At 37.1% G+C, this 12,495-nt stretch carries 12 protein-coding genes, 1 other RNA gene and 1 pseudogene; 2 read left to right on the forward strand and 12 right to left on the reverse strand.

Going from position 1 to position 12,495, the window contains the following annotated elements; genetic code table 11:
* Positions 1–299 precede the first annotated feature (299 nt).
* The 3 genes from LO754_RS19025 to LO754_RS19035 all read right to left on the reverse strand — a co-directional run bounded on the left by LO754_RS19025 (position 300) and on the right by LO754_RS19035 (position 1,914).
* A complete protein-coding gene (locus tag LO754_RS19025) occupies positions 300–443 on the reverse strand; it encodes a hypothetical protein (RefSeq protein ID WP_231785037.1) in 144 nt (47 codons plus the stop codon).
* Positions 444–997: 554 nt separating this feature from the next.
* On the reverse strand, positions 998–1,282 hold the full coding sequence (locus LO754_RS19030; protein ID WP_231785038.1) for a helix-turn-helix domain-containing protein: 285 nt from the start codon (positions 1,280–1,282) through the stop codon (positions 998–1,000).
* A gap of 266 nt (positions 1,283–1,548) precedes the next feature.
* On the reverse strand, positions 1,549–1,914 hold the full coding sequence (locus LO754_RS19035; protein ID WP_231785039.1) for a type II toxin-antitoxin system RelE/ParE family toxin: 366 nt from the start codon (positions 1,912–1,914) through the stop codon (positions 1,549–1,551).
* Positions 1,915–2,518: 604 nt separating this feature from the next.
* Here LO754_RS19035 and LO754_RS19040 point away from each other — a divergent pair.
* Positions 2,519–2,656, forward strand: coding sequence for a recombinase family protein (locus LO754_RS19040; RefSeq protein ID WP_231785040.1), 138 nt, complete (start codon positions 2,519–2,521; stop codon positions 2,654–2,656).
* A 16-nt stretch (positions 2,657–2,672) separates the two neighbouring features.
* Complete coding sequence (locus LO754_RS19045) at positions 2,673–2,969, forward strand: recombinase family protein (RefSeq protein WP_231785041.1); 297 nt, start codon at positions 2,673–2,675, stop codon at positions 2,967–2,969.
* A 990-nt stretch (positions 2,970–3,959) separates the two neighbouring features.
* On the opposite strand, the gene ssrA is transcribed toward LO754_RS19045, so the two are convergent.
* The 9 genes and pseudogenes from ssrA to eno form a co-directional block, all read right to left on the reverse strand.
* Positions 3,960–4,315: a transfer-messenger RNA gene (gene ssrA / locus LO754_RS19050) on the reverse strand.
* 242 nt (positions 4,316–4,557) lie between these two features.
* The gene (locus LO754_RS19055; RefSeq protein WP_231785042.1) at positions 4,558–5,922 is read right to left on the reverse strand and encodes an anti-sigma factor; all 1,365 of its coding nucleotides are present in this window, start codon (positions 5,920–5,922) and stop codon (positions 4,558–4,560) included.
* The gene (locus tag LO754_RS19060; protein ID WP_024363921.1) at positions 5,903–6,442 is read right to left on the reverse strand and encodes an RNA polymerase sigma factor; all 540 of its coding nucleotides are present in this window, start codon (positions 6,440–6,442) and stop codon (positions 5,903–5,905) included. Before LO754_RS19060 ends, LO754_RS19055 begins: the two co-directional genes overlap by 20 nt.
* Before the next feature lie 19 nt (positions 6,443–6,461).
* Positions 6,462–6,662 carry a hypothetical protein gene (locus LO754_RS19065; RefSeq protein WP_231785043.1) on the reverse strand — a complete coding sequence of 67 codons (201 nt, stop codon included), beginning with the start codon at positions 6,660–6,662 and terminating at the stop codon, positions 6,462–6,464.
* 92 nt (positions 6,663–6,754) lie between these two features.
* Complete coding sequence (smpB, locus tag LO754_RS19070; protein WP_024363920.1) at positions 6,755–7,222, reverse strand: SsrA-binding protein SmpB; 468 nt, start codon at positions 7,220–7,222, stop codon at positions 6,755–6,757.
* Between the two features lie 61 nt (positions 7,223–7,283).
* Positions 7,284–9,727: pseudogene (rnr, locus tag LO754_RS19075) on the reverse strand (ribonuclease R).
* Positions 9,728–9,764: 37 nt separating this feature from the next.
* Positions 9,765–10,511: an alpha/beta hydrolase gene (locus LO754_RS19080; protein WP_231785045.1), complete on the reverse strand. Its 747-nt coding sequence runs from the start codon at positions 10,509–10,511 to the stop codon at positions 9,765–9,767.
* A 205-nt stretch (positions 10,512–10,716) separates the two neighbouring features.
* Entirely contained in the window at positions 10,717–10,944 is a 228-nt protein-coding gene (gene secG, locus LO754_RS19085; RefSeq protein WP_024363917.1) for a preprotein translocase subunit SecG, read from the reverse strand.
* 258 nt (positions 10,945–11,202) lie between these two features.
* Positions 11,203–12,495, reverse strand: coding sequence for a phosphopyruvate hydratase (gene eno / locus LO754_RS19090; RefSeq protein WP_024363916.1), 1,293 nt, complete (start codon positions 12,493–12,495; stop codon positions 11,203–11,205).

The following is a 12,495-nucleotide window of genomic DNA, read 5'->3' on the forward strand; positions in this document are numbered from 1 at the left end:
TCCAGAAGGATGTTAAAAGCGCATGCAGATTCATCTAAATCTTGTAAAAATCCAAATACAGTGACCTTATCTGATAGTAAATGTGTCGTTAAGAAACCTGTTCCAAATTTCCCTGTAGTTCTATTAACTCTATTTTGTTCTAAATTTCTATCTTTAGTAGAAACTTGCTCTATAAGAAAAACAAGATTTTTTGTTGTAAATAATTTCCCATTATGCTTGAACTCAATTGTCTGTTTTACTTGATCTAAATTAATTAATATATCAACTTTTCCACTTGAATTAACTACGTCTTTTGCATTTTAAATTAATTCCCAAATCCATCTATATGATGTAGATGCATCATTTTTCAACTTTAAATCTGTTAACATATCCATAATTTTATTTGCTGCTTGAGTTTCTTGTGCTTTGTTTCTAAGAGCTTGAATTTTTTGTGAAAACTCCATTTATACTCCTCCTATAGATAAATAAATTTGATTACATTTCAAAACAACTATATCCTATATAACCCTTATTCAACAAAAAACACCAAAATCCTTTTAGGAGATTTGAAGTCATATTATTGTAGACATATAGAGGAAAAAATATAAAAATTCAAACGTTTTAAAACCGTTATAAAAGAAATGTTAACCATATATCCAAGAATCTTTAAATTGCCAATCTTAATTATAGCGCCTCCCTATTGTGGAATAAGAAAAAAGTCTATATATCAACACAGGATATTAAACAAACTCTATTTAAATGATCAATCTTTTTTATAAACTACACCCTGAAAGTCTAAGTGTGATGGAACCAGTGATTAAATAATTTGGACTGGACCAAATGGAGTTTAGAAATAAAAAAGCATTAAGTTAGATGTTCGTATAACTTATATTTTACGAATATCTCTTAATGCTTTTTATATTTATTTAATTAATTTTAACTATCAATGTCTGATGATTCTTCATCATCAAGAGATATCTTCTTGATTCCATTTTTATATATTTTTATTTCACCTTGCTTATCTAAATTCATCCCTTTCGGTTTTACGTGGTTGGACATTTATTTCAATGTCTAAATCTAGAGCATTCAGAAGCTTAAAAATCGTTTGTATATGTGGTGTAATTAAACCATTTTCCATCCGAGAAATAATATTTTGTGTGACTCCTGATATTCTAGATAGTTCACGTTGAGATATACCAAAAAAGATGCGATAAGCACGAACTTTACCAATAAGACTTTCAATTAAAAAAGCTTCTGGGTTTTGTGCAGCTTCTTCTCTTCGTATTTCTTTTAACGTGTACATATTGGTCACTCCTAAAAAGTATTTAATGCTTACTTTAAATCAATAATTTAAATTTACATTGTCTGTAAATAGCTTTAAGTTTAACTATTTGATCCACGTTTTTTCATTTTTACCCTCCCTTAGTTCTTGTTCTTTTAGAATGTGGTGTTTTGACTAAATTTAGTCAGTAATAAGTAAAATGTTCCTTGGGTTATTATTTGCCGTGTTTTGATTCGATTTATTCCGAATGTCCCCAGCTGTATAGCTGGGAAATCGGAATAATTGGTTTAAACCAAAGCGTATTTTTGTTGGATTTTTAATTTTATCGTTTCTGCTTTTTGGATTTCTTTTTTTGGCGTTTTATTTGTTTTCTTTCTGAACCAATTAGTCATGACGATGGTTTCGTTATCTAAGTAAAAATAAAAAATTCGATAATCATTTACTCTTAGTTGCCAGATGTCGTCTGTATCTTTTAGTCTCTTTATTGTTTCAGTTTCTTTACAAGTACCTTTTTGTAATTGTACGCCAAACAATTCAAGGTAATCTAATTCGTATCTGAATCTTTTGTAGACTGATGGTTCAGATACTTTTGTTATTCCTGCCCAACTTTTTACGCTTTGGCTTCCACCGATCGCATCAAGAATAATACGCACAGCAAAGCCCTTCTTTCTATCTCTATTTGTTTTTAAATTATTAAAAAAATGTGATATCTGAGGAGATATCATGATGATTTCATAATAAACGACATTGGAATCTTTTTCAACTATTAGGTATACACAAAAAAACAACTTTAGCTTTTTGTTAATAGTATAGGGCTAATTATTTTTAAAGAAATCTAATAAAGGTAAATGTAATACATCTGAATTATTTACTCTCTCATGTTTTATCATCTTTTGGCTGTTGCTTGATCCTTTCGTGAACCTGATTGGATACATTAACTTTCCCTTGTTTTCTTCTGCTTTCTTTTGTTGCCACTCTTAAAGCATTTCCATGAGCATCATAGTATGTATATGATAATTCTATTTTCTGTTCATTTTAAGTAAGCTATATAGTTCTTTATAAGTTGTTCATTTAAAGGTGTCGATACATAATGATTTTTGGTTATGCGTAGGTTAGTTCTGTTGAACAAAATTTAGATTGCTAGCTGAAGGAGCTTGAAGCTTTTGGACGCGACAGAATATACACTGAAAAAAAGTCAGAGAAAGATTTTTCACGTTCAGTTTATCATGAAATGCGATAAAAATTTGGTTCGGAGATGTGTTAGTAGTCCACGATTTAAGCCGTTTTGGCCGTAGTAAAAAAGAATTAATTAACAAGTGGAAACAAATAATCGAAGATGAAATTGATATTGTGGTTTTAAATATGCCGATTCTTGATACACGAAAATATAATTAGATGTTGTGGGTAACTGGTGTCTGATCTAGTTTTGACACTTCTTTCATGGGTGGTTGAAGAAGAACGCAATCGAATTAAAACTGCACAGAGAGAAGGAATTGCTATTGCAAAAGAGCGTGGAGCTTTCAAAGGGAAGCCTAGAAAATATCATGCTGAAGTCAATAAAGATCGAATAATTTACAATGAGGTTGTATGTCTTTTAAAACAGAATGAGTCAGTCATGAACATTCATCGTGAAACAGGGTTTGCTAGAAACACTATCTATGCTATAAAAAGAGAAATAACGAAAAATGAATGTTCGTATTTAAAATGACTCTCGAATTATGGTCAAATAAGAATTGTTCGACTTTACTGGGGATTTTATTCAGGTATTTATAGTTGTAGCTGTGTGATTTAAAGACTAAACCAAACAATTTAATATGATAAACAAAAAAGTCGTCCTTTGACGACTTACTATTCTCTAATATATTCAGCACTTACGGCGATACCAGCTACTCTCCATTCCAAAGTGTTTCTGATACAACAGAAATAAGGGATTTTGCATTTGAAAGTTTTGGTGTTTTTTTCATAGGCATCTCTCCTATCGATGTTTTTAAACTAATCAATACTCAACAATCTAGCCCTTTAATGAAAACGAGCGCTGATTGGTAGTGCCCGATTGTGGAAGATCATAAGCATATTTCTTCTTAACCTAAATCACCCGTTAGTTCAATTAGTAATACATACATTTTTTTAGCAACGGTTGAAGCCCTATTAGCAAGGGTGCATACGCGATTAATGGAATAAGCAAAATTACTGAACCAATTTATTTAATTCCCTTTTGTAATAGTAAAAGAGATGTAATGAAAAATAATGGGTAAATAATAAAAGCTATTATTAATATGCCATCAATTAATTGATATAGTTAAAATGCACCTATGAATGGGATTGAAATCCATTCTAGTACGCTAAACACAATAACCAATAACCAATACCCATAACCATTGTGTCATTACTAAAAATTGTATCATTTCACCAAATGAACCTAGTTTCTATTAACTAAACTGCTTCTTTAATTTAAGTGAAAATCTACACAATTTCTTTGCTCCATATCAATTTTCTTTAAATGAGTTACTCAAGAAAATGGCCCGATTGCCGATTAAACTACTTATTTTTAATAGTACACCATTTTATTGGATTACCTAAGATGAATATTCAACTATAAAATTTACTAAAATAAATAAAATAAAATAAAGCATAAACTTTCCATTCGGGAAATTTATGCTTTACGGCACAATTTAACAGTATTTTACTGATAAATTATGTATGGAGACGGCGGGAGTCGAACCCGCGTCCAAAGACTCCAATACTTCAGCTTCTACGCGTGTAGTTTGTCCATTTGCGTTTCGCGTAGCATTATGCCGACAAACAGGCGTCCTGTACGCTAACCTGGAAATCTCTTGCCGGTGACTCAGGTGGCACCATCGACCGTATCCCACTAAAGTTGTGCCCTACGTACTCTACATGGGCGATAGAGAGGCAGAGCGCTTACGAGCTTACGCTGCGAAAGCTAAGTTTTGTTGTTTGCCAGTTATTATATAACTTCCGTTGATGACGGAGCCGAGACCTCCGACGCGCGACCAAAGCTTGAACCATCCCTGTCGAATCCGTAACGTCCCCTTGAATATGATGCGAGGCACGTGACCACGATCAAACAAAGAGCTAGAATTGCTTCTAGTACGGTTGAAGAGTAGTACTACGCTTCAATACATCTGGCATTAACAATTCATATTATAAAACAAACCAAGCTGTACTTCAAGTATAGTGCCTTATTTACAGATAGATAGGTCCCCTTTCAACGCCAAAAGCATAGCAAATGAAAAACACCTTTTGAAAATTATTAATAAAAAGGTGTTTTTAGGTTATCGTATATCTACACGAATTGGTTCATCAAAGTAAACATATTGTAATTCTGTTTGACCGTAAAGGATAAACGAATCTAATTGAATACCCTCTTCGAATGTGATTGTTGTATACTGTTTTTCTTTATCTTTTCGAACACGGGCTGTATCCCATGCTGGTTTATTATTCACTGTAATATGCCAGTCGTTAATCGTCGTAGCCTTTGCGTCTGAGGAAATTTCAAGACGTTGGTTGGGTAAGAGCTTTACTTCATATACTGTATCTTTATAAGTAAAGGAGTAAGGTAATTGGTCCAAAGTTAGCGGATGTCGGACATTCGTCGGCAACTCAAACTTGGCACCAGTAACAGCTATATAGCCGCCTTCTTTTACACTTGGATAGGCACTAAATGTTTCAGTATGAGCGTAACGATCATTTTGAATATTGACGTTATCTTCAGGCATCGAGCGTTGTAATTTTTGTCCATCAGCGTCAATAACGTCATATAATATTTGTGCATTATAACCTGCATAAGCTTCTTTTTCTGCTAGCGGTAAATCAGCTGTAAACTTTTCTACTTGTTGCTCTACAAATGTTGCCATGTCCTCCGTAAATTTCGTTTCAAATTTAAAGAGAGAGTTCTGTGGTCCATGTTGCGCACGGATAAAGTTTACGTCAACGCCGTCTTTTTCAAACGCAGAACGTAGCGTGACAGTCTCTGTTTGAGCTAACAATTCCTTGCGATCAATCGGTACTTCAAACGTCCACTGACCATCTACATCATAAATGTGTTGATAGTTAAAAAGAAGTTTAAATTCATCATGTGTCACATTAAATAAGGGGAACTCAAATTTAATTTCATTCATTGATTGCTCTGCAGAATAACTAGCTATTTCACTTTTTCCGCTTGGTAGTACGAGTGCTACATCTCCCACGGTTGCTTCATTGAAGAAATTTTCATCACCATTGTAGCCAGATGTAGCTAGAGTCACTGTAATGTAAGCGTCTGTGAGCTTAACGTCTTTTACTTTTATCGTAATGGGTGTAGAACTAGTTGTTGGCTCCTGCTGCATAGTCGAGAATACTAGAAATAATAATGCCGCTGTGACGAATGCGACTGCTACAAAAGTTGCTCGCCAGTCTCGCTTTTTTGTAAGTGAAGTCTTTTTCTTTGGTAATTGATTCATCACTTGATTTGTAAATGAATCGTCAACATGTACCGGAGGAAACAGGGAGCTTAGTAGCTGTTCAGTTTCAAGTTGTTCATCCAATAATGCAGAGCAAGTTGCACATGATTGAATATGCTTGTCCATTTGCATCATTTTGTTATCTTCTATTCGTCCATCGATAAAATCGTGCATTTCTTCAGTTGATAAGCAGTTCATTATTAATCTCTCCCTTCAACATAGCGTTTCTTAGCCGTTTCTTTGTTCTATGCAGTCGGTTTCGTACTTCGGATATTGGAATATTAAGTGTCTCAGCGATTTCTTCATAAGAGCAATTACTGGCATACTTTAGGACGAAAACTTGGTGCGTTTTGTGTTCCAATGTTGCAAGCCATTGCTGAAGTAACGCGTTCTGTTCTTTTTTGATTATTAATACTTCAGGTGTTTCTAATGAGGGCGTTTCCTCAAGTGGTGTTGCATCTTCCTTATGCTTTCTTTTAAAATCAATCAGTTGATTAATCGCGATACGAAAAAGCCATGCCTTAAAAGATCCACCTTTAAAATGAAGTAAGTTTTCATAGCATTTAATAAATGATTCTTGTGCAATATCTTTCGCCAATTCCTCGTCATTCGTTTGATATGTTAAATAGCTGACAAGTGGCTGTTTATATGTATCAACAATGATGCGAAAAGCTTGTTGATCCCCGGCAATGATTTTTTGTATCAGCTGCATATCCATGAGACCCCACCTCCTTACTTTAACAACGTAAAAACTTTAATAAAATCTCAAGTAAATGGAAAATTTTTTGTTCTTTAGGTGATATTATTTTTGTTCCGCGGGTAAACCATCTTACTTCGCGGGTATTTCTCTTTATTCCGCGGATAAACCTCCTCTCTTCGCGGGTATTTTCCCTCGTTTCGCGGATAAACCACCCCATTTCGCGGGTATTCTCCATCATTCCGCGGGTAAACCTCCTCACCCTCTCAAATACCTGCGAACATCATTGAAAAAAGCTCACCACAACAAGTGGTGAGCCTTCCTCATAATCTACTAGTATTGATTTTTTGCTTTGAAGGTGCGTTCCATTTCGCGTTTTGCTTCTTTTTTGCGCATGTCATCGCGTTTGTCGTAGTCTTTTTTCCCTTTGCCGACGCCGATTAGTAGTTTGGCGTAGCCGTCTTTAATGTACATTTTTAAAGGGATAATGGTGTAACCGTCGCGTTTGACTGCGCCGACTAGTTCGCCGATTTGCTTTTTATGTAGGAGCAATTTACGGGCGCGTAATGGGTCGTGGTTGAAACGGTTTCCTTGGTCGAATGGGCTAACGTGCATATTGCTAATCCATGCTTCGCCGTTTGTAATTCGAACGTACGAGTCGCGCAATTGGACTTTGCCTGCACGAATAGCTTTAATTTCTGTGCCTGTTAGTACCATGCCCGCTTCAATTGTGTCTTCAATAAAGTAGTCATGTCCCGCTTTTTTGTTTTGTGCTAATACTTTCCCAGTACCTTTTGCCATTTAGTTCACCCTCTATTCAAAGGTTGAGCAGGACTTAGCCTGCTCACGCTGGATTTTTTCATTATTTACGTTTTGTTTTTTTCTTTTTGCCTTTTTTAGCGATGCCTTCGTAAAACTTTTGTTTTTGTTTTACGCCTTTTTCGGCAGGGCTTGAGCTATCTTTGCGTTACCACGTGGATCGCGATCACTGTCACCGCGTTCTCTGCGTTTTGAAGAGTCGCCATGGCTTGGTTTTTCCTCGTCACGGCGACCTCTGCCACCGCCTGAACGATTGCTTCGGCTACTGCGTCCGTCTTTGTTGTCGCTATAGTTTTTACGTGCATGAATAACAGTAGGTGTGGCTTTTCTTGTTCTTCCATAAGAAGTTACCATTCCTACGATTTCAAAGTCAATTGATGACTCCTCGATAATGACGTTTGCAACTCGTACTTTGACTTCATCACCGATGCGGAATTGGCGGTTTGTACGTTCCCCAATCATCATCATTTGGCGATCATCGAAGCGATAGTAATCATCCGTCATATTGCTAATATGCACAAGTCCTTCAATCGTGTTTGGTAGCTCAATAAAGATACCGAAGTTCGTAACAGAAGACACAATACCTTCGAATTCTTCACCGATTTTATCAGACATATATTGTGCTTTTTTCAGCGAGTCTGTATCGCGTTCTGCATCAACTGCACGACGTTCGCGTTCAGATGTATGGTCGGCAATTTCATCCATTGCCATTGCCCATTGTGCAAGCGTTTCTTTCGACGTATCTTTATTAATTAAGTACGTGCGAATTAAACGGTGGACAACTAAGTCAGGGTAACGACGAATTGGTGATGTGAAATGGGTATAGAAATCTGTCGATAAACCGAAGTGACCAATGCTTTCTGGATAGTACTTCGCTTGTTGCATAGAGCGTAGTAACATCGTCGAAATAACTGGCTCCTCTGGCATGCCTTCAATGGCTGTTAACACATCTTGCAATGCTTTTGGATGCACCGTATTGCCTGTACCTTTAATTAAAATACCGAAGTTCGTAACGAATTCAAAGAAGCGTTGTAGTTTTTCTGGCTTTGGATCTTCGTGAATACGGTATAGGAACGGTACATTCATCCAGTGGAAATGTTCTGCTACTGTTTCGTTGGCAGCAAGCATGAAATCTTCAATTAACTTCTCTGCTACAGTGCGTTCACGCAGTTCAATATCGACTGACCAGCCATCTTCATCGACGATTACTTTCGACTCTTTAAAGTCAAAGTCAATAGCACCACGTAACTCACGTTTGCGACGTAAAATTTTCGATAGCTCTGCCATGTTTTTAAACATCGGTACAAGCGACTCATAGCGAGCAATTAGTGCTTCATCTTGTTCTTCTAGAATTTTATAAACATCTTTGTACGTCATACGCTCTGTCGTTTTAATGACACTTTGGAAAATTTCATGTGCAATCACATTCCCATTGCCATCAATAATCATTTCACATGATAGCGTTAGTCGGTCTACTTGCGGATTTAATGAACAAATACCATTTGACAGTCGGTGTGGAATCATTGGGATAACGCGGTCTGTTAAATAGACACTTGTCGCTCGGTCATATGCTTCAATATCAATTACAGAGCCTTGTGTTACATAGTAGCTGACATCTGCAATATGTACGCCAAGCTTGTAAGTACCGTCTACATTTTTTGTCACTGTTACCGCATCATCTAAATCTTTTGCATCTGCACCATCGATAGTAACGATGGTTTCATGGCGTAAATCACGACGACCTTCTAAATCGGCTGGTGAAATTTCATCTGGCACACGTTGTGCAGCAGCGATGACTTCTTCTGGAAACTCTGGTGGAATGTCATGTTTATACAGAATCGATAAAATATCGACACCTGGATCATTTTTATGCCCTAAAATTTTTGTAATATAGCCTGTTGCTGATTTTAAATCTTCTGGCCATGTAGCAATTTCCACGACAACTTTGTGACCATCAACCGCACCTAATGTATCGCCTTTTGCGATAAAGATGTCCATTGGTAGTTTTTTATCGTCCAATACGACGAAGCCAAAGCCTCTATTTGCTTGGAATGTGCCTACAAATGTTGTTTGTCCGCGTTCCACAACCTTTGTCACAGTGCCTTCACGGCGATCGCCAAAGGATTCCTTTAATACGCGAATTAGGACCGTGTCGCCATTGATGGCACCATTTACTTCGTGCGGTGGAATGAATACATCATCCATCCCTTCAATATCTGGTGTCACAAAGCCAAATCCTTTTGCATGACCGATAAATTTACCACGGAGTAAATTCATGCGCTCCGGTAAGCCATATCGATTGGAGCGTGAGCGAACAACTAAGCCCTGCCCTTCCATTCGCACAAGCGTTTTGACAAGCTCCTTAAATTCTTCTGCATCTTCAAACCCGAATTCGTCTTCGATTTCTCCAACGGTTAACGGTTTATATTCTTCTTCACCGAAAAAATCGAGTAAACGACTTTGTAGTGAATCTTTTTTGTCTGTCATACTATTCCCTCCCTCATATAAAAATCCTTATTCATTTTTAGTGTGCCCAATTTAGCCCTTCTAAAAAACGATAAATATCTTCATGTAGTTGATCTTTTTCTTGATCTAATGTAATGACATGTTTTGAGTTTTCATACCACTTGATATACTTTTCTAGTGACTCAGTTTGATTATATATAATGTTGGCAGATTCTGTCTCTATAACCTCATCATTTGTCGCTTGTACGACAAATATAGGGGCATAAATCATATCAATTTCTTTTCGAGTCTGCGCAATAAACTCACGAAGTTCTTGTAATGATGGCATCCCTTTGTCAGCAATTAACGCCACTTCTGCATCAATTTCCGCTTCAGTTTTACCTTCAAATTTTTTATAGTCTTTTGCATATTTTAAGACGCCTTCGAACATTACGTCTGTTGTTCGCATGGTCATTGGTGCACACATTGTCACAATACCTTGTACAGGATTGTTGAGCGCTACATTTAAAGCCATCACACCGCCAAGTGATAAGCCTGCCACCGCAATTTCTTGATAGCCAGCATCTTGTAATTGTTGGTAAGCCGCTTTGACATCTTGCCACCAATCGGCTGGACCTGTTGTAATGAGTTCTTCAGGTTGCACACCGTGGCCTTTATAATGCGGCGCTAATGTAGTATACCCTTTTTTCTCTAAAAATCTACCAAGCATACGCACATCTGCCGAGCTACCTGTAAAGCCGTGTAATAATAACACAGCACGAAGGCCTGCTTGAAAGAAAAATGGCTGTGATAATGATTTATTCATTCGCAAGTTCTCCTTCACTGTAAAACATATACTCTCTATTATAGCCATATCCATGATACATTGGCTTATTTTAGTGCATATTTAGTATAATTCATACCTAATTTATCTTCGTTTAACTATGTACATAATATCTACATTACGCTTTGAACTAAAAGATAAAAGAAAACGCCCAACCATTCGAGGTTAGGCGGCATATCTTCAACTATTATAGTTTTGCAATCGCAACTGCTAAAATAAAGAATAAAATGGATAATACAATTGTTGTACGGTGAAGAATTAAATCCATACCACGTGCTTTTTGCTTGCCGAATAGTTGTTCAGCTCCACCCGAGATGGCACCTGACAAGCCTGCACTTTTACTAGATTGTAATAAGACTACGACAATCAATGCTAATGATACGATAATTAAAGCTACTAATACTGCTGTATGCATACACTGCACCTCCCGAACTTTGAAACATCACAACATACTATATTATAACAAATAAAGGTTCTCATGACAAACACAGAATATAGGGTGACAGGCACCGAAACAATTCAGAATTTTATAATACTAAAAAATCTCTATGTCGCACGTCAGTGCCAGGCACTCACACAATTTTAGCACTCGCCTAAAAAAATTGCCTCTAAAAGCACATTCATGCTTTGGAGGCAATTTTCAAAAAGGAACAGCTAGTACTAGCGATTCACCTTATTTTAAGTTATAGAAAGAGTTTAAACCAAGGTATTCTGATGTTGCACCAAGTTGATCTTCGATGCGTAGAAGTTGGTTGTATTTCGCAACGCGGTCTGTACGAGATGGCGCACCAGTTTTGATTTGACCAGCATTTGTCGCAACTGCGATATCAGCGATTGTCGCATCTTCTGATTCACCAGAACGGTGAGAGATAACAGCTGTGTAACCAGCGCGTTTCGCCATTTCGATTGCTTCGAATGTTTCTGTTAATGTACCGATTTGGTTTACTTTGATTAAAATTGAGTTACCAACGCCTTGCTCAATACCAGCAGCTAATTTTTTCGTATTTGTTACGAATAAATCGTCTCCTACTAATTGAACGCGAGCGCCAATGCGATCTGTTAATAATTTATGACCAGCCCAGTCGTTTTCATCTAAGCCGTCTTCGATTGAGATGATTGGGTATTTAGCCGTTAACTGTTCATACCAGTCCACCATTTCTTCAGATGTTTTGACAACACCTTCACCATCTAAATGGTATTTGCCGTCTTCTTTATTAAATAATTCAGAAGAAGCAACGTCCATTGCTAATTTCACTTCTTCACCAGCTTTGTAGCCAGCTTTTTCGATAGCTTCAAGGATTACAGTGATTGCTTCTTCGTTCGAACCAAGGTTCGGTGCGAAACCACCTTCATCACCTACAGCTGTGTTGTAGCCTTTGTCTTTTAATACTGCTTTTAAGCTGTGGAAAATTTCAGCACCCATACGTAATGCATGACGGAAGTTTTCTGCGCCAACTGGCATTACCATGAATTCTTGGATGTCTACGTTGTTATCTGCATGAGCACCACCATTTAAGATGTTCATCATTGGTACTGGTAATTGTTTTGAGTTGAAACCGCCAAGATATTGATAAAGAGGTACATCTAAATAATCTGCTGCAGCATGTGCAACTGCCATTGATACACCTAGGATTGCGTTCGCACCTAGTTTACCTTTGTTTTCTGTGCCATCTAGCTCGATTAAAGCTTTGTCAATTACTACTTGGTCAAGAACTGAGAAATTACCTTCTAATTCTTGTGCAATAATTGTGTTTACATTTTCGACAGCTTTTAATACACCTTTGCCTAGGTAACGTGATTTGTCACCATCGCGTAATTCTACCGCTTCGTATTCACCTGTAGAGGCACCTGATGGCACGATTGCGCGACCAAAAGCACCTGATTCTGTAAATACTTCAACTTCTACTGTTGGGTTCCCACGTGAGTCTAAAACTTCGCGCGCATAAACTTGTGTAATAAATGGCAT

It is taken from the genome of Lysinibacillus sp. GJ-1 (genome assembly GCF_021166035.1).
GTDB lineage: Bacteria > Bacillota > Bacilli > Bacillales_A > Planococcaceae > Lysinibacillus > Lysinibacillus sphaericus.

Coding starts and splice junctions, on each gene's coding strand:
- LO754_RS19025 (WP_231785037.1), bottom strand. CDS start 443: ATGGAGTTTTCACAAAAAATTCAAGCTCTTAGAAACAAAGCACAAGAA.
- LO754_RS19030 (WP_231785038.1), bottom strand. CDS start 1,282: ATGTACACGTTAAAAGAAATACGAAGAGAAGAAGCTGCACAAAACCCA.
- LO754_RS19055 (WP_231785042.1), bottom strand. CDS start 5,922: ATGAACTGCTTATCAACTGAAGAAATGCACGATTTTATCGATGGACGA.
- LO754_RS19060 (WP_024363921.1), bottom strand. CDS start 6,442: ATGGATATGCAGCTGATACAAAAAATCATTGCCGGGGATCAACAAGCT.
- LO754_RS19065 (WP_231785043.1), bottom strand. CDS start 6,662: ATGATGGAGAATACCCGCGAAATGGGGTGGTTTATCCGCGAAACGAGG.
- smpB (WP_024363920.1), bottom strand. CDS start 7,222: ATGGCAAAAGGTACTGGGAAAGTATTAGCACAAAACAAAAAAGCGGGA.
- LO754_RS19080 (WP_231785045.1), bottom strand. CDS start 10,511: ATGAATAAATCATTATCACAGCCATTTTTCTTTCAAGCAGGCCTTCGT.
- secG (WP_024363917.1), bottom strand. CDS start 10,944: ATGCATACAGCAGTATTAGTAGCTTTAATTATCGTATCATTAGCATTG.
- eno (WP_024363916.1), bottom strand. CDS start 12,495: ATGCCATTTATTACACAAGTTTATGCGCGCGAAGTTTTAGACTCACGT.